Genomic DNA, 25,525 nt, shown 5'->3' with positions numbered 1-25,525 from the left:
CCGCCCGCCCCCCGCGGCCCGCTGAGCCGCCGCAGCGGAGGGACGCGGGACCGCGCAGATCAGAGCGGGATGTTGCCGTGCTTCTTGGGGGGCTGGCTCGCCCGCTTCGTGCGCAGCGCCCGCAGCGCCTTGGTGACAGAGACACGCGTCGCCGACGGCTCGATGACGCCGTCGAGTTCGCCGCGCTCGGCGGCGAGGAAAGGGCTCGCCACGTTATAGGTGTACTCGTTCGCGAGGCGGGTCCGCACGGCCGCGACGTCCTCGCCGGCCTCCTCCGCCTTGCGGATCTCGGTGCGATAGAGAATGTTGACGGCGCCCTGGCCGCCCATGACGGCGATCTCGGCGGTCGGCCAGGCCAGGTTGATATCGGCGCCGAGCTGCTTGGAACCCATCACGATATAGGCGCCGCCGTAAGCCTTGCGCAGGATGACGGTGACTAGCGGCACGGTCGCCTCGGCGTAGGCGTACAGCAACTTCGCGCCGCGTCGGATGACGCCCGTCCACTCCTGGTCGGTGCCCGGCAGATAGCCCGGGACGTCGACCAGGGTGAGGATCGGCAGCGAGAACGCGTCGCAGAAGCGGACGAAGCGGGAGGCCTTTTCGCCGGCCTCGATGTTCAGGGTGCCCGCCATTGCGCTCGGCTGGTTTGCGATGATGCCGACGGAGCGGCCCTCGACGCGGCCGAAGCCGATCACGATGTTCGGGGCGAACAGCGGCTGCACCTCGAGGAAGTCCCCCTCGTCGACGATGTGCTCGATCACGGCGCGCATGTCGTACGGCTGGTTCGGGCTGTCGGGGATGACGGTGTCGAGGAAGCGGTCCGCGTCGGTGGTCTCGAGGTCGACCTCAGTGTCGAAGACGGGGACAGGAGAAAGGTTGTTGTCGGGGAGGAAAGAGAGGAGCGTTCGCGCGTAGTCGAGCGCGTCATTCTCGTCGCTGGCCAGGTAGTGCGAAACGCCCGACACCTTGTTGTGGGTCAGGGCGCCGCCCAACTCCTCCATGCCGACGTCCTCGCCGGTGACGGTCTTAATCACGTCGGGGCCGGTCACGAACATCTGGCTGGTCTTGTCGACCATGATCACGAAGTCGGTCAGGGCGGGGGAGTAGACCGCGCCGCCCGCGGCCGGGCCGCAGATGATCGAGATCTGGGGGATCACTCCGCTGGACGCGGTGTTGCGGCGGAAGATCTCACCGTACTTGCCGAGGGCGACCACGCCCTCCTGGATGCGGGCTCCGCCGGAGTCGAGGATGCCGATGATCGGCACGCCTGTCTTCAGGGCGAGGTCCATCACCTTGATGATCTTCTCGCCGGCGACCTCGCCGAGGGAGCCGCCGAAGATCGTGAAGTCCTGCGAGTACACGGCCACCTGTCGGCCGTGGATGGTGCCCGTCCCGGTGACGACGGCGTCGCCGTAGGGGCGCTTCTTCTCCATACCGAAGGCGTAGGTGCGGTGGCGGACGAACTCGTCCAGCTCGACGAAGGATCCGGGGTCGAGGAGGGTGTCGATGCGCTCGCGGGCGGTCATCTTGCCCTTGGCATGCTGCTTCTCGATCGCCGCTTCGCCACTGGCCGTGACGGCCTCGTGGTAGCGGTCGCGCAGGTCCGCGATCTTTCCCGCGGTCGTGTACAGATCGGGCGCGGGACGTTCGAAGTTCGCGGTCACCCGCTCACCCTACCGGCGGCCGAGGAGGGCCCTCTTGTTGCAGCCGCACAGGGAGCGCGGCGTCCGGCGGGAGGATCCGCACAACGCATGTCGTCGCTTCGCGTCCGGAACCACTCCGCTCCGAGGCGCCTCGCGGGAGCCGCCGCTAGCGTGGCCGGATGCAGCTCCCGCTCTCCGCCGCCGTCTCCCCTCGCATCCTGGTGCTCGAGCACGCGGGGTCCACGAACGACGAGCTCCGCGAGCGCGCGACCGCTGAGCCCGTCGCCTGGCCGCACCTCTCGGCGGTCGCGACCGATGACCAGCGGGCAGGCCGCGGGCGGCTTGACCGCGTCTGGCAGGCGCCCCCGGGGCGGACGCTCGCGGCCTCGACTCTGGTCGACGCCTCCGATCTGGAGACGGCTGCCCTCGGCTGGCTGCCGCTGGTGGCCGGCGCCGCCCTCGCCTCCGCCGTCGCTCCGCTTGTCACCGCAGAAGTCGCGGTGAAGTGGCCCAACGACGTCCTGATCGACGGGCGGAAGACGGCGGGCATCCTCGCCGAGCGGCTCCCTGACGGCCGCGTCGTCGTCGGCACCGGCATCAACCTGCTGCTGGAGGAGAAGGAACTCCCCGTTCCGACGGCCACGTCTCTCGCCCTTGCCGGCGCACGGACGACGGACCCCGACGCAGTGTTCGCCGCCTTCCTCACCGAATTCTCGGCGCTGCTGCGACCGCTGCTGGCCCTAGACGACGCCGAGGCCTCGGGCGCGGCCGCCGCGGTCCGCGCCTCCTGCTCAACGCTCGGCTCACGAGTACGGCTGGAACTGCCCGACAGCACACACGCGGAGGGAGTCGCGGTCGCCCTCGGTACCGACGGCGGTCTCGTGCTCGAGCAGGACGGGGCGCGGCGCGTGTTCTCGGCGGGCGACGTCACGCACCTGCGATCCTGATGGCCCGATCCGCACCCAACCCCGCCGACCGCGAGCTCGCCCGGCTCACCCCGCGCGCGCGTGGCGCGGTCACCCCCGTTCTCGGTTTCCTGCTGCTGACCTGGACCGGCTTCTACTTCGCGGCGCAGTTCGAGCTCGCACTGCAGCGCTGGATCATCGGCATCGGCACGGCGGTTTTGGTGCTCCTGCTGTGCGTGCCCGGCATCGCGCGGTGGGCGAGCATCCGCTACCGGATCACGGCGAGGGGCCTGACTGCGCGCCGCGGAGTGGTCGCGGTGCGCCGGGCCGATCTCGTCTTTGACCCGCGGATGAGTGTGTCCGTCCGGCGCACGCTCGCCCAGCGGCTGGCGCGTTGCGGCGACATCGCCATCGTCCAGGGCGGGGCCGAGGTGTTCCAGTTGCGTGATCTCCCCGATCCGGAACTCGCCGCCGAACTGCTGCGCACCGTCATCGCCGCCGCGCCCGGGCCGGAGCCGGAGTGGCCACCGCCGGCCTGAGCTCGCCCTCCGGTGGCGTCGGTAGCATGGAGCCGCACCGCGTCAGCGGGCGGAGACGGAGGAGTTCCATGCGCGTTGGCGTGATCGGAGGCGGCCAGCTCGCCCGGATGATGATTCCCGCGGCGGTGGAGCTCGGCATCGAGATCGCCGTGCTTGCCGAGAGCGACGGTGCCCCGGCGGCTCTCGCTGCGACGCGCGTCGGCGACTACCGCGATGCCGGCACGGTGCTCGCCTTCGCCGAGACGGTCGATGTGGTCACGTTCGACCACGAGCACGTGCCGCAGCCGATCCTACGAGAACTTGCCGCCCGCGGTGTCCCGGTCCACCCCGGCCCGGATGCCCTGCTGTACGCGCAGGACAAGCTGATGATGCGCCGGCGCCTGAGCGAACTGGGCATTCCCGTCCCCGACTGGGCGGAAATCTCCTCGGCCGACGAGCTGGCGGAATTTCTCGCCGAGCACGGTGGCAGCGCTGTCGTGAAGACGGCGCGCGGCGGTTACGACGGCAAAGGCGTCCGCGTTGTACACGGCGCCCACGAGGCGGATGACTGGTTCACGGCGCTCGCCGAGGACGGCCGGGGCGGATCGCTCCTGGTCGAGGAACTCGTCGACTTCCGCCGAGAACTCGCCCAGCTTGTGGCCCGGCGTCCCTCTGGCGAGAGCACTCTCTGGCCCGTTGTGGAATCGGTTCAGCGCGACGGCGTCTGCTCGGAGGTGATCGCCCCCGCCCCCGCCTCCGCCGGCAGGATCGCCGAGGTGGCGGCCGGGATCGCCGAGACCCTCGCCGAGAGCCTTGATGTCACCGGAGTGCTTGCCGTCGAGCTCTTCGAGACGACGGACGACCGCATCCTGGTGAACGAGCTGGCGATGCGCCCGCACAACAGCGGCCACTGGACGATGGACGGCTCGACCACCTCCCAGTTCGAGCAGCACCTGCGCGCGGTGCTCGATCTCCCGCTCGGAGCGACCGGCTGCCGGGATCCGTGGACCGTGATGGTGAACGTGCTGGGCGGCCCGGCGGGGGAGTCGCTGACCGACCGGTACCCGCGCGTGCTGGCCGAGCATCCGAGTGTGAAAGTGCACAACTACAGCAAGGAGCCGCGACCCGGGCGGAAGGTGGGGCACGTGAACGCGACCGGTGACGAGCTCGATCTCGTCGTCTACGAGGCGCGCGCGGCGGCGGCTCTTCTCACCGACTGACACGTACGATGGTCGCCGTGACAAGCCAGCCGACCTCCCCGATTCCCGACGGACCCCTCTCATGAGCGCCCAAGCGCTGGTGAATAGTCCGGCTCCGCTCGTCGGTGTCGTGATGGGTTCGGACTCCGACTGGTCGGTCATGCAGGCCGCCTCGACGGCGCTGTCCGAGTTTGGGGTTGCGCACGAGGTACGGGTCGTGTCGGCGCATCGGACTCCGGAGGCGATGATCGCCTACGGGCGCGAGGCGCGGGGTCGCGGTCTTCGCGTCCTCATCGCGGGCGCCGGAGGGGCCGCCCACCTGCCCGGGATGCTCGCCTCGGTCACTCCGCTGCCGGTCGTCGGTGTGCCTGTGCCGCTGGCGACGCTCGACGGACTCGATTCGCTCCTCTCCATCGTGCAGATGCCGGCCGGCGTTCCCGTCGCCACGGTCTCGATCGGCGGTGCGCGCAACGCGGGGCTGCTCGCGGTCCGGATCTTGGCGAGCGGCGACGAGGCGCTCGCGACGGCGCTTGAGGCCTTCGCCCTCGACCTCGAAGCGCAGGTCGCCCGCAAGAACGACGCCCTGGTGGCGAGCCTGTGACGGCCGTCGCTCTGCCGCTGCGGCATCCGGACGCCGCCTCCCGCGACGTCATGACCCGACGGGCATGGTGGCTGCTCGTGACCAACTTCCTCGTCCCCGGCTCAGCGCAGGTGCTGGCTGGCAACCGTCGGCTCGGTCGGCTCGGTCTGTGCTTCACCCTCGGCCTGTGGACCGCGCTGCTCGTCGGCGTTCTGCTCTACTTCGTCTTCCCGACCGGGCTCTACACGCTCGCCACCGTCGACCTGTCGATGCTGGCGCTTCAGGCGGCGCTCGTGGTGTACGGCGTGGTCTGGCTCGTGCTGACGCTCGACACACTGCGGCTGATCCGTGTCGTGCGGGTGCGGCCCCGGATGCGCGGGGTACTCGCGTTCGCGACGATCGCGCTGATGACGGTGTCGGTTGGCACCACCGCGTACGGCACCTATCTCATCGGGGTTACCCGCGGCACGCTCTCGTCGATCTTCGGCGGCGGCGCGATCGAGCCGCCGGTCGACGGGCGCTACAACGTGATGCTCCTGGGCGGCGACGCCGGCGAGGACCGCGACGGACTTCGGCCGGACAGCATCTCGGTGGTGAGCATCGACGCGTCCAGCGGCAAGGCCTCGATCATCGGAATCTCGCGCGAGTTCATCGACATTCCGATTCCAGCGGACAGCCCTATGCACGAGCGATACCCCGACGGCTACAACCGGGGTCAGTGCGACGTCAGTCCCTGCAAGCTGAACTCGATCTATACCGAGATGCAGCTCAAGCATCCGGACTACTACCCTGATGCCGTCTCTCGTGGCAGCGAACCCGGGATCGAAGGCATGCGGGATGCGGTCGAGGGCATCCTCGATCTAAAGATTCAGTACTACGCCCTGATCGACATGGAGGGCTTCGCGCAGCTGATCGGTGCGCTCGGCGGGATCGACATCGACTACGTGGCCGACGAGCCGCTGCCGCTTGGCGGGCTCCCCGACGAGGACGGCGTCATGCAGGGCGTCAACCAGTGGATCGAGCCGGGGCACTGGCACTTCAACGGCGAGCAGGCCCTCGCCTACGCCCGCTCCCGGTACACGACGAGCGACTACGACAGGATGGCCCGCCAGCGCCAGGTGCAGGAGGCACTGCTCGCCCAGTTCGAACCAGCCAACGTCCTTTCGAAGTTCCAGGACGTCGCGGCGGCGGGGTCGCAGGTGATCAAGACGGACGTGCCGCAGGGCATGCTCGGCTACTTCGTGCAACTCGGGCTCAAGACGAAGTCCCAACCGGTCGACCCGATCGAGCTGGTGCCGCCGGCCGTGAATCCCGAGCACCCTGACTACGACGTCGTGCACTCGCTGGTGAAGGACGGGTTGTCGGCCGACTCCTCGAAGTAGGCGCTCTGGTGGTGGTGCCGCCCAGATACGGCTGTTTCGCCGGGCTGCTGCTTTTGTACCGGCATCTCGGCGAGGTCTCGGCGCCTCAGTGGCGGCAACTGCGCGATCCGTGGCGCGAAAAGACGGGTCTCCTCGCCGATGGCCTAACCTGAGCATCTATCTGCTCGGGGAAGGGTGCGGACCATGCTGCAATTCGACCAGGAGAGTGCACGTCGGCTAGCGTGCACCGCGGAGGCGGTCCTCTCCGCCGTCCAGACACAGCGGCGCCTGCTTGATGTCGCCATCGGCAGCGCTCTGAGGGAGTTCCGGGGGCCGTACGGGCGAGTGTTCGAGGAGAACTGCCGCTCGGACAGCGCGGACTACGGCGTGCTGATGCGCGCGCTTGGGCGTCTCGCCGACGATGTCGAGATCGCGGCGCATCAGGCGCGACGTGAACTCGAACGGTTGCAGGAATTGGCGGCGTGGCAGGTGCGCGAGGATGCGCGGGATGAGCGGCGTCGGCAGAGCGCTGCTGTAGGCGTCCCGATGGTAGAGGACGTCATCGTCGATCGGATGCCCTCCGATGTCCCGTTTGCGACGCCGGAGGTCTCGGTCGCGTTCACTCCGGTGCCGCGCCTTCGGGGGAGCCGAGGGGGTCAGGCCGGTGTGAGTTCGGCCGATCCCGAGAATCTTCGTGTCTTCGTGACGCAGGCCAACGCCGTGGCGCCCGCCCTCGACGATGCTCTCGCTCGGCTGCGCTCCCACTGGGTCAACTTCACGTCGTCCTGCGGCTGGGTCCAGACGGGATCCTCGACGTTCCTCAGCGGATTCGAGTACCTGGTGCAGGAGGAACGCGCCGACGCGGCATGGATCGAGCAGATTGCGAACGCGTTCGAGGCTGCGGGCGGCGGGTCGCTCTCGGTCCGTGCCCTGGATGTGGTCGCGCCGCCACTCGCCCCGATGGACGAGCGTCGACTGCTCCGGGCGCTGTCAGATCTCCCCGCTGACGAACTGACCGCGTTATTCGCGGCGTCGCCGGACCTCGCCGCTCGCGTCGGGCGGATCAGTCCCGCAACAGTGTCCACCTGGTGGGCTGGCCTCGCTCCGGGCGACGCCTCAGCAGGCTTCTCCGATCGACAGAAACTCCTCCTCTCCACCCTCCCGACATTGCTCGGCAATCTCGAGGGGCTGCCCTACGGGGCACGGGACCGAGCGAACAGGATAGGTCTACAGCGAGACCTCGACGCTACGGCGAAGGAGATTGAGGAGACCGAGCGCATGCTAGCCGTAGCATCGGTCGCCGCGGCCGTCACCGCGAATCTCGCCGTGGTCGCGGCGCTCGAGGCGAAGCTCCAGCCGATGAAGGAGCGCCAGACGTGCCTCGAGGCGATCGACGCGACTCCCGGAGCGGCGCAGAAGGATTCACCGCGGTTCTTGATCTCACTGACCGCGGATCAGCCGCCGCTGGCGGCAGTCTCGATCGGCGACCTGGACACCGCCTCGGACGTCTCGTTCACGGTCCCGGGGATGGGCACGACGACGAAGGATATGCGGACTTGGGCGGACGGAGCACAGACGATACAGTCGCTCCGCGGCGAGGATAGCGCCGTCGTGGCGTGGATTGGCTATAAAACACCTCCGATACCGTCGCCGCCGGTTCTTGATCTCAGTGTTTTGGGTATCGCGGACGCTGAGGCTGGCGGTGCTGCGCTCGCGTCGGCGTTGAAGGGGCTTGATGTCGTGCGGCGTGTGAGACCACCGCACCTTGGGGTTATCGCGCACTCCTTTGGGAGCACGGCGGCGGCGATCACGATGACCGATCCGGGAGTTCACGTTGACACGTTTGTCACGCTCGGCTCTGCGGGGCTGCCGAATTGGATCACGTCGGCGGACCAGTTGCATGCTGACAAGGTTTATGTCGGTCAGGCGTCCGACCGGACGTGGGGCGATCCTGGTCCGGGTGATGAGGCTTCGTGGATAGGGCGGGAGTTTAGTCCGTGGCACGGTGTGAATCCGGCTGATCCTGCCTTTGGAGCCCACGTTTTCGGTGTGGAGACGGGGGGTGATGCGGGACTTCCGGTGTCGAAGCACGATGCGGTGGCCGGTGATTCGACGGACGATCGGGGGTATCTCGACCCACGCACGGAGTCTGCTCTCAATGTGTCGAGGGCGCTGGGTGGGGAGGATGAGAGGTTGACTCCGCCTACCCCGTTCCGGGAGACACTTCCGCGTCCGGTCCCTCAGCGTGCGCCGGAGGCTCCTGCTCATGGCTGAGCCATGGCAGCGACGGCGATGGCTGTCGGTGATCGTGGTGACTGTTGCGGCGGTGCTTATGTCCTCGTGCAGTGAAGGAGCGTCCGTTGCGCCGGAAGACAACCGGCGGGGGGTGGTCGAGTTCGTGCGTGCTTCGGCGGCAGCGGTGCCTGCTGAGGGCTGGTCGACGCGGGAGGGTGCGCCGCGGGCAAGTGTGTGCGAACTGGATTGGGGTCAGAAAGGAGCGAGGTTCGTCTACAACTATTGGGCGTTCCCGAATTCAGATTTTAGTGGGGATGCGCAGCGGGTGGCGGAGTATTGGCGGTCGCTGGGCATGAGCGTGCGAGTGACCGATTCAACGCCGTGGCCTACCGTTTATGGTGAGGGTGGCCCGGTGCTGCGCGCGAGTTTCGACACATCGTCGTCGTGGGATGGCAGGTACTCCCTTGGTGCGGTGTCGCGGTGTGAGCCGGGTGACTCGGACGAGTTGAATCGTTCTTATCAGCGTCGCTTGGCGGAGGGGGAGGTGCAGCCGGGTGATGAGCCTTCGATGTCGCAGGAGGATCGGAAGTGGAAGCCTCCGCCGTCGGATGGGCCGGTGCCGTCGGTTTCCGCTACACCTCGTCCGGGGACGTGACGGGCCGCGAACCACCGCCGCATTGCCGAGACGCCGCGCCTACGGCGGTGTATTGGCGGGCGCGGCGGTGTCTCGGCGGCCCAGGAAGTCGGGCGCGGCTCAGAGGTCGGCGTGCAGTGCCCAGACGCGCTCAGCGGAGTCGCGCCAGCTGAAGGCGCGGGAGCGGTCACGGCCCGCCACCGACATTCGCTCACGCAGCCCGGTGTCGGCGAGCACGCTGCTCATCGCCAGGGCGAGGCGCTCCGGGTAGTCCTTTGCGTCTCCGCGTTCCACGGCGACGCCCGCGTCCGCGGCCACCTCCATCAGCGCTGGATCGTCCGAGTGCACGACCGGCACCCCGAAGTGCATGGCTTCGAGCACCGGCAGCCCGAAGCCCTCGGCGATGCTCGGGTAGACGAAGAGCGTGGCGCGCGAGAGGACGACCGCGAGATCGGCGTCGCTGAGTACTCCAAGGGCGCGCACCCGCGACTCATCCAGGCCCTGCTCATCAGCGACGGAGGCGATGTCGAGATCACCCCACCCCGTCGGCCCGACCAGGAGCAGGGGGACCGCGGGAGCCGAGGCCCCGCCGAACGCTGCGATGAGTGACACGAGGCCCTTTCGCGGCTCCAAAGTGCCGACGCTGAGGACGTACTCGGGCGCCAGCCCGAGGGTCTCGGCGCGTTCGTCGGCGTCCTCGGGGAGTACGAGCCCAGAGCCGACCGCGCCGCCGATGACCCGGAGGCGGTCGCCGAAGTCCATGAGCTCCGAGAGCTGCTGGGCGACGGCGTGGGTCGGGACGACGACCGCATCGGCATGCTTGCGCGCCCGCTTCGCCATCGCGCGGTGCCACTTCGCCCCGTGCGGAGTCAATGTCTCGGGATGCGTCCACGGCACCGTGTCGTGGATGGTCACCGCGATCTGCTCGCCCTCGCTGCCGTCGTGAGCACGCACCGGCGCAAAGAGGCTCGGCGCGTGCATCATGCCGCCGCCGGCCGGGATCCCAATGCCGTACTGCCATGCCCGCGAAAGCTCACGCCGTCCGAGGGGGAGCCGGTGGATGCGGGCCAGACCCGGCAGGCGCAGTCGCAGCTCCTCCTCTTTCTCGGGCGGATGCGCGGACACAACGGCCTCGACCTCGCAGTCGCGCGGCGCTGTAGCGATCAGCTCGCGGGTAAGTTCTTCGGTGTAGCGGCCGATGCCGCCGGGAACCCGGGCGAGCATCTGATCGACGATGACTCGGAGGGTTGTGGTCACGGAGTGACCGCCTGGAGTGGAGCGGCCGCGAGGGCGTCCTCCCACGAGCGCATCGGAGAAAGACCCGCCCGGCTCCAGCCGTCATGTCCGAGCACCGAGTAGGCGGGTCGCGGTGCGGGGCGGATGAAGGAGCCGCTGTCGGTGGGGCGGAGGCGCTGGGGGTCGAGGCCAGCTTTAGCAAAGACGGCGCGGGCGAAGCCGAGCCAGGTCGTTTCGCCGGAGTTCGTGCCGTGGTAGACGCCTGCCGGCGCACCGGAGTCGATCAGCTCGACCAGGCGCTCGGCGAGATCGGCAGTCCAGGTCGGCTGCCCGCGCTGGTCATCGACGACCGTGAGGGTCTCGTGAGAACTCGCGAGGCGCACCATCGTCTTGGCGAAGTTGCCGCCGTGCTCGCCGTAGAGCCACGCGGTGCGGACGACGTAGCCGCGCTCCGGGTTTGCGGCGAGCACGAGCCGCTCACCCTCGGCCTTGGTGCGGCCGTAGGCCGAAATTGGACCGCGCGGGTGCTCCTCCGCGTATGGGTTCGAGGCGGAGCCATCGAAGACGTAGTCGGTCGAGATCTGAACGAGTGCTGCACCGGTCTCGGCGGTCGCGAGCGCGAGGTTGTGTGCGCCGATTGCGTTCACCCGGTACGCCTCCTCCTCGTCGGACTCCGCGTCGTCGACCCGGGTGTACGCGGCGCAATTGACCACCGCGTCATGGCCGGCCACGGCGGCGCGTACCGCGTCGAGGTTGGTGACGTCGAGGTCGTTGCGCCCGAGGGCGGTGCTGGGGCGGGAGCCGAGGACGGCGCGGAGGTCGGTGCCGAGCATGCCGGAGGCGCCCGTGATGAGGAAGGTCACCTTCTCATCATGCCCGAGCACTCCGACGCCTGACCGGCGGCGCACCGGCTGCGGCGCCGGTGGCGCGCGGTGCTGACAGTGGCGCCGCCGGAACACCCCGCCATTACACTGACGTTCGTGCAGATCCGCGAGCTCGACATCCCCGACGTCTACGAAGTCACTCCGCGCCAGTTCCCTGATGAGCGGGGGGTCTTCTACGAGTTTTACCGTTTTGATCACCTCGCCGAGAAGGTCGGACATCCGCTGTCTCTTCGGCAGGGCAACACCTCGGTCTCGCGCCGTGGGACGGTGCGCGGCATCCACTTCGCGCAGCTGCCGCCATCGCAGGCGAAGTACGTCTCGTGTTTCTCGGGTGCCGTGCTCGATTACGTGATCGACGTGCGGGTCGGCTCGCCGACGTTCGGTCGCTGGGAGTCGATCCTGCTCGATGACGTCGACCGTCGCTCCGTCTACATTGCCGAAGGGCTGGCGCATGCTTTCGTCGCATTGACTGAGAACGCCGTCGTCTCCTACCTGGTCAACTCCACCTTCAACCCGGAGCGCGAGAAGGGTATCGACCCGCTCGACGAGCAGATCGGTCTGCGCTTCCCGCCCGAGGCGGGCGAACTTCTGCTTTCGCCGAAAGACACCGAGGCGCCGACGCTCGCCGAAGCTGAGGTGCAGGGCATCCTGCCGACCTGGGCTGCCGCGCGCGCTTTCTACACGACGCTCGACTCCTCGTCGTAAGGCTGATCGCTCGCTGTTCAGCGCGATCAGCGATCGGACGTCAGCGGTTCGGGCGCAGGCTCATCAGGGCGACGCGGGCGCCGAGGCCGACGCGCACCGCGGCCCGCACGGGCGCCTGGTACCAGGCGTCGTACTTCTGTGCGAGGTAAAGGTAGGCGCTGCGGTGGTGCACGGCGAGCATCCGTGCCGAGGCGAGGCGCGTCGAGTGGCCGCCGAGGTGCGACACGACCGCATCGGCGAGGTAGACGTTCGTCCAGCCCCGCTGCCCGAGGGAGTCGCCGAGCTGGACGTCCTCGAAGTACATGAAGTACCGCTCGTCGAATCCGCCGACCTCGTCGAACGCCGTGCGCCGCACCATGACGCAGGCACCAGAGAGCCAGCCCGCCTCAAGGCGCCCCTGCTCGAGCGTCTCGACCGAGCGGGAGCGACGGTACCGTGCCGACCACGGATTGCTCGGCCAGACGTGCGCCAGGAGAGCGTGCCCGACGCCGGTGCCGAGCGAGGGCAGGGCGCGTGCCGAGGGGTAAACCGTGCCGTCCGAGTCGAGGATGCGCGGTCCGATCGACCCGATCCGCTCGTCGGACACGGCCGCGTTGTAGAGCGCGTCGATGGAGCCGGGGAGGAAGACGGTGTCCGGATTCGTGACGAGGATCCACTCGACGTCCCGTCCGAGCCGCTCAACCGCATAATTCACGGCCTTGCCGTAGCCGAGGTTCTCGCCTGTCTCGTGGAACTCGACCGCGGGAATCCGCTCGACAACGCGGCGCACGGAGTTGTCGGTGGTCGCGTTGTCGACCACGATGACCCGCACATCGTGCTCAGTCGCCTCTGAAACCGATTCGAGGCACGCGCGGAGGACCTCACCCGAGAAGTGGGTGACGACGACGACCGCAATGGGCAACGTCGAGCGGGCGATGGGAGCCTCCGGGGAGTACGGCATCGACGGGCGGGGGGCACCGTCGGAAGAACTCGATGAGGCTAGCACGGGGCGGGAGCGAAACTCCGGGCGTGGGCGCCTCAGCGGCTGATGTCGACCGGCTCGGTGCTGACGGCCACAGCGGCGGCAGAAATTGTCTCGACCGCGGGGATCGCATCGTGTACGGGCCGGCGGAACACCACGAACTTGTACATGCAGAAGTTCCACACCAGGCCAACGAGGACCGCGACAGCCTTCGCGATGTTGATCGCCAGGAAGGCATTCTGACCCGAGCTCGGCAGAAAGAGGAGCGAGTTGCCGAAGCGGGTGTCGAAGAAGACCTCGAAGCCATAGATGATCACGGACTGCAGGACCAGCGAGCTGAATCCCGTCACGAGGAAGAACTTGAGGAAGGTGGCGACGGAGACCCGTCCCGGGTGGCGGAACACGAAGAAGTGGTTGAGCGCGTAGGAAATCGTGATGCCGACCAGCACCGAGAAGACGTTCGCGACAAGCGTCGGCAGGTGCAGGAGAAGTACGAGTGCGTTCAAGATGAGGAAGTCGATCGCGGTGTTGGTACAGCCGGCTACGAGGAACCGGACCTTCTGCGAGTCGAGGAGTTTCTTCATCTGTGGTGTCCCGTCCCCCTCTGGCGTCGATCCCGACCGTCGGGCTCCGACGGTCGTCCACCGGGGCGCACGGACAAGGGGTGAATCGCCGCGCACAAGCCCTCATGCTAGCCGCCCGGTGTCCGCCCGCAGCCGTGTGGGCAGTGGCATGTTCCTGAGAGAGTCCGCGGGACACTATGACGCTACCGCGGCTGCCTCGGAGGGGCGCGATCACCGGATCGTTATACTCGCAGGGCTCTCACCGGCCCCCGGTGCACTCGAAGAACGGATGTCCTCGTCTATGCGCTCCCTCGCCGTCGTCGTGCCCACCTACAACGAGGTCGCGAACATCGCGACGCTGTTGCCGAGGGTCGCGCTCGCCGCGTCAAGAAACCCGGACTTCCACCTGACGGTGGCGGTGGTCGACGACAGCTCCCCGGATGGCACGGCCGACAGGGCGCGGACGCTGGCGCAGGAGCTCGGCTCCGACACGTTCGAGGTCCTCGTGCTCTCGCGCGAGAAAAAGGAGGGGCTCGGTGCCGCCTACATTTGGGCGTTCCAGCACCTCCTCGAGGCAGAGCGGCGCTACGACTACCTGCTGCAGATGGACGCTGACCTCTCGCATGACCCCGATTACATCGACGCGTTCCTGCGCGAGGTGCGCGCCGGGGCCGATTTCGTGGTCGCCTCCCGCTACATCGCCGGTGGGGGAACGCCGGATTGGACTCTAGACCGCAAGCTGCTGAGTGGCGGCGGAAACCTTTACACCCGCTTGTTTCTCGGCTCGAGGATCACTGACTGGACCGGGGGCTTCAATCTCTTCAGCGCCGACCTGTTGCGGACCCTGCAGATCGAGACGATCCGGGCGGCGGGTTACGGTTTTCAGATTGTGCTGAAGTTCCGCGCGCTGCGACAGGCGAAAGGCGTGAGGGAGATCCCGATCGTCTTCCTCGACCGCACGATCGGCTCGTCGAAGATCCCGGGTGACACTCTGCTGAAGAACCTCCTGCTGGTCGTGGCGATCCGATTCGGCGGGAAGCACCGCTAACAGCTGGGCCGCGAGGACCGGCCCGGCACTTGACCCGGAATCGCGACAGTAAGAACTCCCGGTGCTTGACCAGTCGCACTTCGTGAATCGCGAGTGCGCTTTCACGAGCCGGTGGCGAAAAGCAGCCACCGCCTGTCCTGGTCCGTGCTCGTAACATCTGGCCGGTCGGCGTCGGCGATCGCGTTGACGAACGTCTTCCAATCGTCGGGTCGGTCGACGTAGGCAAAGGTGTCGACGAGGACCGCACAGGCGCCGGAGGCTTTGTACTCGCGTTCGAATGCGCCGGGGGTCCTTGCGTCGTCGCAGGCGTCAGCTAACCGATTGCTTTGGGAGATCCGGCCCTGGAAGTACTTCTCGTAGCGGTCGCCCTGATTGTTCGAGAGCACACCGAGCTGTAGGGCGATGAGGCCGAGGAGTGATCCGAGGGCGAGCGTGGGCCAGGCGAGGGTGCGCGGCGTCGCCTAGGACGAGTCGGCGTCGGCGACGTGGCTCGGCGCAGGCGCAGAGCGCGGAAGAAGACGTATGCCGTCGCTCCGACGGCAGCGAAGCCGGCGACGTTGTAGACCTTGAACAGTCAGATGCCGTCCGGTGTGAACAAGCCGACGATCGCCACGAAGAGAGCGGACCACGGATCGAACAGTGGCGCGAAAAACAAGTTCTGCGTCGCGAGACATCCGAGTCGGCCGTTGGGTAGGAACGGAGACGCTTCCCTCGCACTCGAAAAGATCGCGTAGTGCAGCACCTGGTCGGGGCCGCCGAACGTCCACCGCTCTCCGAGATTCCGCGGTCTAATCCGCAGATCGTGCAGCCCGCGGGCCGTTGAGAGGAGCGCAGCGCCTGCAGTGAATCCGAGATCGAGCACGAGTGCCGAGCGGTGGCGGCGCTGCCCGCCTGTGGGAGTGGTGGCGGTCGCGGCCTCGAGGATCGTCCGGTGTTGGTTCTTCCAATCGGGGGGTACGCCAGCCGGAAGCGTGGCCGGCCGGGCGCGAAGGGAACCTTATGGTAATTTCTTCACGTTCTGCCGGGAGGCCGCCGCCCAGCCCGCCGTCTCGACTGAAACCGCACCACATGACACGTACTCTCCTCCTCGCCGGCGGCGCCGGATTCGTGGGTTCGCACCTCGCCATCGAGCTCCTGCGGCGCGGTAACCGGGTCGTCGTCCTCGACTCCTTCTTGACCGGATCGACTCGAAACCTCGCTGCTCATCTGGATAACCCCGCCCTCACGATCATCGAGGACGACGCGGCCAATGCCCGTTGCATCACGGGGCCCTTCGACGTGGTACTCCATTTCGCGCCGCCGGCATCACCTCCGCGCTACCTGGAGCATCCGATCGGGACACTGCATGCGGGCTCGGTGGCGACGGAGGCGTTTCTCGACGTTGCGCGCCGCGACGGCGCCAGATTCATCCTCGCGTCGACCTCGGAGGTCTACGGCGATCCGCAGGTACACCCGCAGCACGAGGAGTACTGGGGCAACGTGAATCCCAACGGACCACGCAGCGTCTACGACGAAGCAAAGCGGTACGCGGAGGCTCTCACCTTCGCCTTCCGCCGCAGCTTCGGAGTCGACACGGGCGTCGTGCGGATTTTCAACACCTACGGGCCGAACATGGACATCAACGACGGCCGCGCCGTTCCGGCATTCGTGAAGGCGGCACTCGCCGGATTGCCGGTGCCGATGCAGGGTGACGGCACCCAGACCCGTTCCCTCCTCTACGTCGAAGATCTGGTCGAGGGCGTTCTGAGGATGGTCGATTCGTCGAATTCGGGACCGATCAATCTCGGGTCGGTCGACGAGCTACAGCTGGGCGAGATCGCTCGCCGAATCGTTGCGCTCGCGGGAAGTCGATCCGAGGTCCAGTACGGACCTCGACCGGTCGACGATCCCCAGCGCCGTCGGCCCGACATCACCCGCGCCCACGAGATTCTCGACTGGGAGCCATCGGTGCCGATCGACGAGGGACTGGCGCGAACCGTGCGCTGGTTCGCCGATGATGTGTCGAACAGAGCGTCACTCGGTAAAATTATCGATCTTGATGCCGGTCTACAACGAGGAGGCAACACTGCGGAAGACAGTCGACCGCGTCCTCACTGTCACCTACTAGGAGGCCGTCGAGATCGAGTTGGTCATCGTGGACGACGGAAGTAGCGATTGCACGCGCGAGATACTCGACGAATTCGACGACCCGCGGATCCGGGTATTCCATCAGGCCCGAAATCAGGGGAAAGGCGCAGCGACTACACGCGCTGTCCAGGAGGCGACTGGTGACTACGTTATCGTCTGCGACGCCGACGAGGAGTACCGGCCGAGTGAGATCCCCCCCCTGCTCGAGACGGTTCTCGCCGGCGATTCGGAGCTCGTCTACGGCAGCCGCACCTTCGGCAGCCACACCTCGTTCTCTTACTGGTACCTCCTCGACAACAAGGGGGTGAACCTCGTCACGAACATCCTTTTCAACGCCTATATCTCGGACGTCGAGACGTGCTTCAAGCTGATGCCGCTGAGCCTGTACCGCTCGCTCGACATCCGCGAAAAGGGCTTCGGGATGGAGGCCGAGGTGACCGGCAAGCTTCTCGCTCGCGGCTACCGCCCCTATGAGGTCGGCATCAGCTACAAGGCCCGGAGTCGGGAGGAGGGCAAAAAGATTACCGTCAAGGACGGATTTGAAGCCCTCTGGATCCTCCTGCGGATCAGGATCCGCGAGGGGGCCCGTACTCGTCCGCCGCTGAGCGCGGTGACCTGACGTCGTGGTGCGCGCCCGCGTGAATGTCACTGGCAACGCCGTTCGACAGGGGCCGATCGCGCTCATTCGAGCCGCCTCCGCTGGTCTGGTGTCATATGCGCTGAAGTTTGGTGTCGTCGGCATCCTCGGACTGGTCGTCGATGTGACCGTCTTCAATCTGCTTCGCGCGGGCGGGATTGGCGGTGAGCACCTGCTCTCAGGACCGATCGGTGCAAAGGTGGTTGCCGTCAGCGCCGCGACCGTCGTGACCTGGTTCGGTAATCGCTATTGGACCTTTCGTGAGCACAGGCGGGTGAACTACTTTGCCGAGCTGGCCGAATTCAGCGTGGTAGCCGTCGCGGGCATGCTGGTGAATCTTCTGCCTCTATACGTGTCGCACTACATTCTCGGGCTGGACAACCTCGTTGCCGACAACATCTCGGCCAACGTCATCGGTCTCGCCCTGGCCACCGGATTCCGGTTCCTGCTCTACCGCTTCTGGGTGTTCGGCCACCATCGCTCGGGGGGATCAGTCGAGCGGCGCGAGGCAGAGACGGCCGCCGCTGCTCTGTTCGAGGACGATGCGGCCGCCGTTGCGGACCAGTCCGGTGGTCGTCCTCACCGCCTCTGAGCGCCGAACTTCTCCCCAGCGGCCGAAGAGCGTTGCCTGACCGGTTTCCCGTTCCCGGTCCGGTTGAGACGCGCTGTGGTGGTTCCAGCACAGTGTGCATCGTCTCTCTCGGTGGCAGTGGCTCTGGAGTGAGCAGCAGCGCAGAAAACGGCGATCGTAGTAGGCGAAAAGCTCCTTCATTTTTTGCGGCAACTCATCTGGCCTGCGCGCCCATTTTTGCGCAAAGCTCATCCGAATCGCTGGGCATAACGGGCTCCGTGCTACAACTATTGCTGACGCATCGGGAGACTCGTGCTCTGCCAAAAGACTACGCACAGCGTTGCGACAACGAGTCTTTTCGCCGACGAGCGAGCCCGCGAGAAGGCAACGCCTCCTTCACGATGCCGCAGAATGCGAAGAGCGTGGATCAGACGGGTTGGAATGCTACGAAGAGGATTCATGCCTGATCGGTGAGTGAAGTGAGCCGGGTCAGCCCTGTCTTCTCAGGGCGGCCCGGTTCTGTCGTCCCTTCTCTCACTGAATACACTCTCTCTAGAATTCGTCCGTTGTGCTCTCCCAGCGAGCCGGCACACGTCTGTCTCGTTGTGCCTTCTCCTTGGCCCTCTCTGTCTGTCGCCGTTTCCGAGACGAGGGCCGCTCTACGGTTTCACCGTGTGCGTGGCCAGTTCGGCTCCTCGAAGGCGAGGGCGAGGAGTTGCTGAGCGGCGACGTCCCAGCCGGGAATGGGACCGGCGGGGACCCGGCGGGGAGAGCGCAGCGCCTGCTCGATCGCGACCGTCCAGCCAGCCCGGTCTCCGGGGGCCGTGAACACAGCATCGTCCTCGCGGCCTGCCAGAGCGTCCCGCAGGCCCGGGATGTCGGCGGCGAGCACCGGCGTCCCGCAGGCGACAGCCTCCAGCGCAGGCAGCCCGAATCCCTCGTGCCAGGAAGGCATCGCCACAGCATCGGCACCCGTGAGCAGGGCAGGCAGGTCGTCATCCGGTACGTAAGCGGAGGCGAACCGCACGTCGGCTCCCGCAACGACCGCGCGGGTCACAGCGGCGTGCACGTCCTCGTTGTCCCAGCCATCGCCGCCGACGAGCAGGAGCGTGTGCCCATCGGGTCGATCGGCGAGACGGTAAGCGTCGACCAGGGTCACCAGGTTCTTGCGCCGCTCGATCGAGCCGACGAAGAGGAGATAGGAGCCAAGCGAGTGCTCCGCGCGGACGCGGGCGACCTCCGCATCGCCGCGGGGATGGAAGAGTTTGGCGTCGATGGTTGTCGGCAGGACCCGTACCCGCGCGGAATCGACCCCGAGTGCACTCTCGACCTCGGCAGCCGAGGACGGCGTGTTGGTGAGCACGAAGTCGCTGCGTCCGATCCAGCGCGGCACCGAGCGAGCGAGCAGCTCGCGACGCTCCCGCGGCACCAGATCCGGTAGAACGGCGAAGCAGACGTCGTGCACGAAGGTGAGCGAGCGGGAGCGTGTGAGCGGCCAACTACGGAAGTTGGGGAAGAGGTAGACCCCGCGGCCGAGCAGCAGATCGATCCCTGGGGCCGGGAGCCGCGTGAGGGCGCTCCAGAGGAGCCGGGGGAGTGGGACCGGCCGCAGGCGCAGCGTGCGAAATCCGAAGCGCTTCAGTGCGCGGACCTCGCCCGCTGGGACGACGAGTTGTACATCGACACGCTCGGCGATCTCCTCGGTGTCAAGCGCGTGAAGCAGGCCGAGTAGGACGCGGCCGACCCCCGTCAGCCGCGGAGCCGTGAGGGCGGTGGCATCGACAAGAAGGCGGTCGCGCCGGGCGGTCACGGCCGACTGAGACGGACTGCCGAGTCGATGTCGACCACGCCGTCGTGCACGGAGGAGCGTTCGACCGTGAAAGTCGCGGCGACTGGGATCCGCATGGTTTCGCCCTGGGAGAAGGTGGCGGCCGAGGCGTGCACGGCGTAGTTGCCCCCACCGAGGTGCAGGTCGGGCAACGTGAAGGTGACGGTCATCTCGCCGTCGACTGCGGTCAGTGGGGTGCCAATCCTCTCGGTGTTCGTGCCGAAGACGCGCTGGCCGAGCGGGGTGTCGATTCCCATGCCGATGTTCCAGTCGTCAACCGGGCGACTCGTGCGCACGGTGACGTCGAATTCCAGCGTCTCGCCGCTGCGGACGACCGTGCCCCCGTGCTCGAGGGAGCCGCCACGCAGCGCGCAGCCCAGGATCTCGATGAGCTGGGGGGCTGGCTCATCGATGGCCCCGGCCGCCGCGGCCTCGCGCTCTTGGCGTGCGGCACGGCGGTCCTCGAAGCTCTCGCGGAGGACCTGTAGGCCCTCGGACGTTTCGCCGTCGAAGACGACGGTGCCCTTCTCGAGGACGATCGTGCGGTCGCAGAGCTCGCCGACCTGCTCCAGCGAGTGGGTGACGAGGATGATGGTCTTGCCTGCGCGCTGAAACGCCCGGATGCGGTCCATGCACTTGCGCTGGAACGGCTCGTCGCCGACGGCCAGAACCTCATCGACCAGCAGGAGATCGGGATCGGTGTGAATCGCGATGGCGAACGCGAGCCGGACGTACATTCCCGAGGAGTAGAACTTGACCTGGGTGTCGATGAATTCGGCGATCTCGGAGAAGTCGACGATTGAGTCGAACTTGGCGTCGAGTTCACTCCGCGACAGGCCGAGGATCGCGCCGTTGAGGTAGACGTTCTCGCGGCCGGTGAGGTCCGGGTGGAAGCCGGCCCCCAGCTCGAGGAGGGCGGCGAGCCGACCGCGGCGCTCGACCGTGCCGGTGGTGGGCTGCACGATCCCACCGATGAGCTTGAGCAGCGTGCTCTTGCCCGAGCCGTTTGCTCCGATCAGGCCGACCGTGGACCCCAGCGGGATCTCGAGGTCGACGTCGCGGAGGGCCCAGAATTCGTCGCGGTGCTTGCGCCCGCGGCCGAAATTGACGATGCGCTCCTTGAATGACTTGTCCTTACGGATGACAAAGCGCTTGGAGGCGTTGCGCACGCGAACGACGGTGGGGGCGCCGCCGGAAGCGGGTGCAGCGTCGGACTTACTGGTGAGGGTCACGATCAGATCTCCTGGGCGAAGTTGCCCTCGAGGCGCCGGAAGATCCGGTGGCCGATCCACACGAACACCACCCCGACGGCGAGGACGATGAGCAGGCGGAGTTCCATGTCCGGAGGCCAGACCTGAGGCGCAATCGGGTTGCCCTCGATCACGCTGGTGCGCGAGCCGTCACCCCAGATGGCCCGCTGGAAGGCGAGGATCGCGTTCGAGATCGGGTTGATCAGGTAGAGCTGCTCCGCCCAGCCGTGGCCGGCGCCGGTCGATGCGTTGACGACGAAGTTCCAGGCGTAGACGATCGGGGAGAGCCAAAAGAAGATTTGCAACCCAACCTCAACGAGGAACTGGACGTCGCGAAGGTAGACGTTGAGAGCCGACAGGGCGAGCGCCAGGGCGAGTCCATAGACCAGCACGATTGCAAGTGCCGGAACCATGTACAGCAGGTTCCGATTGAAGACCAGCGAGCCGGTGATCAACGCGCCCGCGATAAGGACCACGAACTGGACACCGAAGTTGAACAGAGCCGAGCCGATTGCGGCGACCGGGAAGATCTCGCGCGGCAAGTAGACCTTCTTAATGAGGCCGCCGTTGCCGAGGATCGAGGTGGTGCCGGCGGTGACGATCTCGCTGAACAGGCCCCAGAGCGTGAGGCCAGAGAAGACAAAGATCGCGAAGTTGGGGACGCCGCGGGACGCCCCGAGGATCTGCCCGATTGCCACGTAGTAGATGAGGAGCATGATCAGGGGCCGGACGAGGCTCCAAATGAAGCCGAGGCTGCTGTCTTTGTAGCGAGACTTCAGCTCGCGGCCGACCAATAGCTTGAGCAACTCGCGGTGGCGCAGGATCTCGGCGAGGGAGGCAATGAATCCGCCAGAGCCCCCGCCGACGGCCGACGTGGTGCCGGCGATCTGGAACGGCTCGTCGGCGATCGCGCGCGCGCGATCCACAGCACTGCTGGGCATGGAACTCCAAGCTCTCGGCCTCCGCCGGGCGACGGACCGCATCATTATACGTGCGGGCTCTCCGGGAGCCGCGGCTGGCGTGCCGGGTCTCGCCCTTTCGCAGGTAGTCTTGCTCCCGCTCGCCGACTGAACGACACGAACGAGGTGTTCGCCATGCCCACGCAGCCATCCGACGTCCCGCTGGACCCCGAGCCGCAGATCGCAGGGGATCCGGCTCCCGTCCTCGGCGGTTCCGGAGAGGACGCTCCTCCCGCGCCCGACCCGAGCCTGGAGGCCGCCGTCGACGACACTCCACATGCGCCGGCGGTCTCGCGTGGCGATGCCGCGTCCACGCGCGTCGCCCCTGCGCGTGCGGCTCCCGTCGCCGTCCCCCCTCCTGCCGAGCGCGAGTCCGAGGGCGCCGAGCTCGTCCGACTGCGCGCACAGGTCGATGCCCTCCTGAATGACCCTTTCGACGAATGGGTCAAGCGAATTCAGGTAGGTGGAGTGACCGCCTCTGGCTTTGAGCGCACGCTGTCGTGGCGGGTGACCAAGCCCCTGCGCCTCGTCCGTACCTTCCAGATCCGCGTCGAGCAGCTCGGTCTGCCGGGAGCCGTTGGCCATAGCGCACGGTTCATTAAGCGCCGCCTGTCCGGTCGGGCGCGATGAGCGAGCGGCCCAGCGCCACGAGCGAGAGCGCTGTCGCCGCGCGCGCCGTGCGCACGGAGGCAATGCTGCAGCGACTCGAGCAGATCGGCGCCTTGCTCTTCACGGAGGAGCGCCGGGCGGCGCTGTGTGCACGCGGAGCGGGTGTCTACCTCGACGAGGTGGCCCGCGAGATCCGCCTCCGCCAGGACGACGAGCTGACGTGGGTCGCGCTTGTCTCCTTCACCGCCGCATACCCGACGAGCGAGCTTTTCGACTGGTTCCGCCGCGCTCTTGAGCTCGCGCCGGAGGAGGCGGCCCTGCGCATCTTCCTCGAGGCCGGCTCGCGCACCGCCACAGGTTTTGCCGATCTCGACGCCCGCGTCGAGGTGGTTACCGGGGCGGTCGTCGTTGACGTCGACTTCCCGGCGCGGCACTCGCACAACACCGGAGTGCAGCGCGTCGTCCGCCAGACGGTCTCGCGCTGGGACGCGGAGCAGGAGATTGTGCCGGTCGCTTGGGTGCACGGCTCGATGTCCTTTCGGCGCCTTAGTGCGATCGAGCACGAGCGCGTCGTTGATTGGTCCTCCTCGGCTCGGCGCGATTGGGAGCACGGCGATCCGGAGCAGACCGAGTTCGTCGTCCCGTACCGCAGCATCGTTGTCATTCCCTCGGTGCCCAACTACAACCAGTGCGGGCCCCTCGCGGCGCTCGCCGAGTACTCCGGCAATGAGGTCGTGATCCTCGGCCATGACGCGATCCCGGTCGTGAGCGCGGACACCGTGCCGCCGGAGGAGACGGTGCGTTTCGTCAACTTCCTCGCCGTCGTCAAGCACGCCGAGCGCGTTGCGACGGTGAGCGCGGCGGCCGCACTCGAGTTCGACGGCTTCGTTCGTGCCCTCCCCGCCCAGGGACTGACCGGACCTGTCGTGGTGCCCGTGCCGCTGCCCGTCGAGCTGCCTGATGGGCTGCGCTCGGACGGTCGTGGTTCGACCGGCGTGCCGCTCGTGCTCTGCGTCGGCAGTCAGGAGCCGCGCAAGAATCACCTCGCTGTCCTGCACGCCGCCGAGGTCCTCTGGCGGGAGGGCCTACGGTTCCGCGTCCGCTTTATCGGCGGGGCCAACCCGTGGGCGCATCAGGTGTTCGATCCGCGCGTGCGCGAGCTGGTTGCGGCGGGGCGACCGGTCGAGGTCCTCCGCGGCGCCGACGACGATGTCCTGGTCGCCAGCTACCGCGAGGCGCTGTTCCTGGCGTTCCCGTCGCTGCACGAGGGTTACGGTCTCCCGGTCGCAGAGGCGCTCGCGATCGGGCTCCCTGTGCTTACCTCCCGCTACGGAAGCACCGCGCAGATCGCCGAGCACGGCGGCTGCGTCCTCATCGACCCCGAGTCCGACGAAGAGATCACCGACGGAATGCGCCGCCTACTGACGTCCCCTGAGCTGGTCGACTCGCTCCGGCACGAAGCAGCCGAGCGGCCGGAGCGCACCTGGGACGACTACGCCCGCGAACTCTGGAGCGCCCTCATCGGACCGTCGGTGCTCATTGAGCAGGAGGAGGCGCCCCGTGCGCTCTAAGCAGTATCTGGTCGACCGCCTCGCCACGCTGGTGCGAACGCTCGCGCCGTCGGTTGAGCCGCTCGAGAGCGTCGGCGCGCTGACGGGGCAGCTCAGCGTGCTGCTACCCGCCCCCTCCGACCGCGAGGTCTGGCTGGTGCTGGCCGTGCTCCGGGGGACCCTGCCGCGCCGCGAGGACGTCGTCGACGGGCGCCGCCGGGCTCGGCTCGATGGCACTGCGGCGCTGCTTGCGCACGCTGCGTCGAGCATCGCCTCCACCCGCGTGTTCGCGCGGTTCCACCACCCAGAGGTCGAGGTGGTCGTTGGCGCCGTCGTGGTCGACGTTCACCACACCGCGCGCACTGGCCTCGCGACGGGAATCCAGCGGGTGGTACGCCAGAGCCTTGTCCGCTGGACCCGTGACCACGAGATCGTCCTGGCCGGCTGGGACTCCACTCACGAGTCGCTTGTGATGCTGACGCCGGAGCAGCGCCGCAATGCGGTCTCGGGCGACGTTCCCGACGCCGTCGAGGATCGCTCCCGCGTGATCGTGCCCTGGCAGGGCACCTACATCCTGCCCGAGCTTGCCGTCGAGGACGAGCGGACGTCGCGAGTCTCGGCTCTCGCCGAGTTCAGCGGCAACCGGACCGGCACCATCGGCTTCGACTGCGTTCCGGTGACCACCGCCGAGACGGCCAGCACCGGCATCAGCGCCGCCTTCTCGCGCACGCTTGTGGCCGTCTCGCATATGGACCGCATCGCGACCATCTCGGAGGCGGCCGCCATCGAATACTCCGGCTGGCGGCACATGCTGGGCAGCGTCGGGATGCAGGGGCCTGACATCCTCCCCATCCTGCTGCCCTCGCAGCCCGAGGACGTCTCGGAGCAGGAGCTGGCTACGGCCGCTCGCTCGCTCGTGACCGGCGCGTTGCCGCTCGTCGTCTGCGTCGGCAGCCACGAACCGCGCAAGAACCACCTCGCAGTGCTACAGGCGGCCGAGATCCTTTGGCGTCGGGGACTGAAGTTCAGCCTGGTCTTCATCGGCGGCAACGCCTGGAGCAGCGCCGAATTCGAGTACCGCCTCGAGGTGCTCGAGGGTTTCGGCCGGCCGGTCCGGTCGCTGTCCAAAATCACGGACGCGCTGCTCTGGAGCGCCTACCGCCTTGCCCGGTGCACGGTGTTCCCCTCCATTAACGAGGGCTATGGTCTGCCGATCGTCGAGTCGATCTCGGTCGGGACGCCGGTCGTCACTTCGGGCTTCGGCAGCATGCGCGAGGTCGCCTTGGGCGGCGGCGCGCTGTTTGTCGACCCGCACGATGACCACGACATCGCCTCCGCTCTGGAGCGCCTCCTCACCGACGACGCGCTGCATGACCGGCTCTCGGCCGAGGCGCTCGCGATCGACGGCGGCACTTGGGACGAGTACGCCGAACGGGTCTGGTCGTACCTGGTCGACGGCGAGGGTGTTCCTGAGGAACGTGCGGCAACCGCGACCACGAGGACCGCCTGACCGACGTCACCG

The 25,525-nt window shown here is 67.5% G+C and carries 23 protein-coding genes; 14 read left to right on the top strand and 9 right to left on the bottom strand.

The genetic code is table 11. The features are described 5' to 3' along the window. Window positions 1–59: 59 nt before the first annotated feature. Entirely contained in the window at window positions 60–1,664 is a 1,605-nt protein-coding gene (locus tag HRF29_RS04710; RefSeq protein WP_173245271.1) for an acyl-CoA carboxylase subunit beta, read from the bottom strand. A gap of 158 nt (window positions 1,665–1,822) precedes the next feature. On the opposite strand from HRF29_RS04710, the gene HRF29_RS04705 reads away from it, so the two are divergent. The 6 genes from HRF29_RS04705 to HRF29_RS04680 all read left to right on the top strand — a co-directional run bounded on the left by HRF29_RS04705 (window position 1,823) and on the right by HRF29_RS04680 (window position 8,480). Further along, window positions 1,823–2,590 (top strand): biotin--[acetyl-CoA-carboxylase] ligase, encoded by a 768-nt coding sequence (locus tag HRF29_RS04705; RefSeq protein ID WP_173245268.1) that lies wholly within the window; start codon window positions 1,823–1,825, stop codon window positions 2,588–2,590. Beyond that, window positions 2,590–3,087 carry a PH domain-containing protein gene (locus tag HRF29_RS04700; RefSeq protein ID WP_173245265.1) on the top strand — a complete coding sequence of 166 codons (498 nt, stop codon included), beginning with the start codon at window positions 2,590–2,592 and terminating at the stop codon, window positions 3,085–3,087. The genes HRF29_RS04705 and HRF29_RS04700 overlap by 1 nt, the downstream gene beginning before the upstream one ends. Before the next feature lie 68 nt (window positions 3,088–3,155). Further along, complete coding sequence (locus HRF29_RS04695) at window positions 3,156–4,286, top strand: 5-(carboxyamino)imidazole ribonucleotide synthase (RefSeq protein ID WP_173245262.1); 1,131 nt, start codon at window positions 3,156–3,158, stop codon at window positions 4,284–4,286. 61 nt (window positions 4,287–4,347) lie between these two features. Then, the gene (gene purE, locus HRF29_RS04690; RefSeq protein ID WP_173245259.1) at window positions 4,348–4,866 is read left to right on the top strand and encodes a 5-(carboxyamino)imidazole ribonucleotide mutase; all 519 of its coding nucleotides are present in this window, start codon (window positions 4,348–4,350) and stop codon (window positions 4,864–4,866) included. Continuing rightward, window positions 4,863–6,227 carry an LCP family protein gene (locus tag HRF29_RS04685; RefSeq protein WP_343043650.1) on the top strand — a complete coding sequence of 455 codons (1,365 nt, stop codon included), beginning with the start codon at window positions 4,863–4,865 and terminating at the stop codon, window positions 6,225–6,227. Before purE ends, HRF29_RS04685 begins: the two co-directional genes overlap by 4 nt. Before the next feature lie 183 nt (window positions 6,228–6,410). Then, window positions 6,411–8,480 (top strand): alpha/beta hydrolase, encoded by a 2,070-nt coding sequence (locus HRF29_RS04680; protein ID WP_173245256.1) that lies wholly within the window; start codon window positions 6,411–6,413, stop codon window positions 8,478–8,480. Window positions 8,481–9,195: 715 nt separating this feature from the next. On the opposite strand, the gene HRF29_RS04675 is transcribed toward HRF29_RS04680, so the two are convergent. Both HRF29_RS04675 and rfbD read right to left on the bottom strand, forming a co-directional pair. Then, window positions 9,196–10,332, bottom strand: a complete 1,137-nt coding sequence (locus HRF29_RS04675) for a glycosyltransferase family 4 protein (RefSeq protein ID WP_343043649.1) — start codon at window positions 10,330–10,332, stop codon at window positions 9,196–9,198. After that, complete coding sequence (gene rfbD / locus HRF29_RS04670; RefSeq protein ID WP_173245253.1) at window positions 10,329–11,174, bottom strand: dTDP-4-dehydrorhamnose reductase; 846 nt, start codon at window positions 11,172–11,174, stop codon at window positions 10,329–10,331. The genes HRF29_RS04675 and rfbD overlap by 4 nt, the downstream gene beginning before the upstream one ends. 117 nt (window positions 11,175–11,291) lie before the next feature. On the opposite strand from rfbD, the gene HRF29_RS04665 reads away from it, so the two are divergent. Next, window positions 11,292–11,900, top strand: coding sequence for a dTDP-4-dehydrorhamnose 3,5-epimerase family protein (locus HRF29_RS04665; RefSeq protein ID WP_173245249.1), 609 nt, complete (start codon window positions 11,292–11,294; stop codon window positions 11,898–11,900). 40 nt (window positions 11,901–11,940) lie between these two features. Here the strand turns inward: HRF29_RS04665 and HRF29_RS04660 are convergent, their stop codons facing one another. After that, complete coding sequence (locus tag HRF29_RS04660) at window positions 11,941–12,840, bottom strand: glycosyltransferase family 2 protein (RefSeq protein WP_173245246.1); 900 nt, start codon at window positions 12,838–12,840, stop codon at window positions 11,941–11,943. 77 nt (window positions 12,841–12,917) lie between these two features. Next, window positions 12,918–13,445 (bottom strand): GtrA family protein, encoded by a 528-nt coding sequence (locus tag HRF29_RS04655; protein ID WP_173245243.1) that lies wholly within the window; start codon window positions 13,443–13,445, stop codon window positions 12,918–12,920. Window positions 13,446–13,725: 280 nt separating this feature from the next. On the opposite strand from HRF29_RS04655, the gene HRF29_RS04650 reads away from it, so the two are divergent. Beyond that, window positions 13,726–14,472, top strand: coding sequence for a polyprenol monophosphomannose synthase (locus HRF29_RS04650; protein ID WP_173245240.1), 747 nt, complete (start codon window positions 13,726–13,728; stop codon window positions 14,470–14,472). Between the two features lie 101 nt (window positions 14,473–14,573). On the opposite strand, the gene HRF29_RS04645 is transcribed toward HRF29_RS04650, so the two are convergent. Next, window positions 14,574–14,858, bottom strand: coding sequence for a hypothetical protein (locus tag HRF29_RS04645; RefSeq protein ID WP_173245238.1), 285 nt, complete (start codon window positions 14,856–14,858; stop codon window positions 14,574–14,576). 682 nt (window positions 14,859–15,540) lie between these two features. On the opposite strand from HRF29_RS04645, the gene HRF29_RS04640 reads away from it, so the two are divergent. Genes HRF29_RS04640 through HRF29_RS04630 form a run of 3 tightly spaced genes read left to right on the top strand, consistent with a single transcriptional unit; the run spans window position 15,541 to window position 17,828 of the window. Continuing rightward, window positions 15,541–16,623, top strand: coding sequence for an NAD-dependent epimerase/dehydratase family protein (locus HRF29_RS04640; RefSeq protein ID WP_222929589.1), 1,083 nt, complete (start codon window positions 15,541–15,543; stop codon window positions 16,621–16,623). After that, the gene (locus HRF29_RS04635; protein ID WP_222929588.1) at window positions 16,607–17,218 is read left to right on the top strand and encodes a glycosyltransferase family 2 protein; all 612 of its coding nucleotides are present in this window, start codon (window positions 16,607–16,609) and stop codon (window positions 17,216–17,218) included. Before HRF29_RS04640 ends, HRF29_RS04635 begins: the two co-directional genes overlap by 17 nt. A gap of 19 nt (window positions 17,219–17,237) precedes the next feature. Then, window positions 17,238–17,828, top strand: coding sequence for a GtrA family protein (locus HRF29_RS04630; protein ID WP_343043648.1), 591 nt, complete (start codon window positions 17,238–17,240; stop codon window positions 17,826–17,828). A 646-nt stretch (window positions 17,829–18,474) separates the two neighbouring features. Here the strand turns inward: HRF29_RS04630 and HRF29_RS04625 are convergent. Genes HRF29_RS04625 through HRF29_RS04615 form a run of 3 tightly spaced genes read right to left on the bottom strand, consistent with a single transcriptional unit; the run spans window position 18,475 to window position 21,826 of the window. Beyond that, window positions 18,475–19,617 (bottom strand): glycosyltransferase, encoded by a 1,143-nt coding sequence (locus HRF29_RS04625; RefSeq protein WP_173245235.1) that lies wholly within the window; start codon window positions 19,615–19,617, stop codon window positions 18,475–18,477. After that, entirely contained in the window at window positions 19,614–20,870 is a 1,257-nt protein-coding gene (locus HRF29_RS04620; RefSeq protein ID WP_425503103.1) for an ABC transporter ATP-binding protein, read from the bottom strand. The genes HRF29_RS04625 and HRF29_RS04620 overlap by 4 nt, the downstream gene beginning before the upstream one ends. After that, window positions 20,870–21,826, bottom strand: a complete 957-nt coding sequence (locus HRF29_RS04615) for an ABC transporter permease (RefSeq protein ID WP_173245229.1) — start codon at window positions 21,824–21,826, stop codon at window positions 20,870–20,872. The genes HRF29_RS04620 and HRF29_RS04615 overlap by 1 nt, the downstream gene beginning before the upstream one ends. Window positions 21,827–21,979: 153 nt before the next feature. Between HRF29_RS04615 and HRF29_RS04610 the strand changes: the two genes are divergently transcribed. From HRF29_RS04610 to HRF29_RS15285, 3 genes are read left to right on the top strand one after another with little or no spacing between them, the layout of a single operon-like run. Next, on the top strand, window positions 21,980–22,474 hold the full coding sequence (locus HRF29_RS04610) for a hypothetical protein (protein ID WP_173245226.1): 495 nt from the start codon (window positions 21,980–21,982) through the stop codon (window positions 22,472–22,474). Beyond that, window positions 22,471–24,024 (top strand): glycosyltransferase, encoded by a 1,554-nt coding sequence (locus HRF29_RS04605; protein WP_173245223.1) that lies wholly within the window; start codon window positions 22,471–22,473, stop codon window positions 24,022–24,024. The genes HRF29_RS04610 and HRF29_RS04605 overlap by 4 nt, the downstream gene beginning before the upstream one ends. Then, entirely contained in the window at window positions 24,014–25,513 is a 1,500-nt protein-coding gene (locus tag HRF29_RS15285; protein WP_173245220.1) for a glycosyltransferase, read from the top strand. Before HRF29_RS04605 ends, HRF29_RS15285 begins: the two co-directional genes overlap by 11 nt. The last annotated feature ends 12 nt before the right edge of the window (window positions 25,514–25,525 follow it).

It is taken from the genome of Rathayibacter agropyri (assembly GCF_013249015.1).
In the GTDB taxonomy this organism is placed as follows: domain Bacteria; phylum Actinomycetota; class Actinomycetes; order Actinomycetales; family Microbacteriaceae; genus Rathayibacter; species Rathayibacter agropyri.
This window is presented reverse-complemented; position numbering and strand designations above follow the sequence as displayed.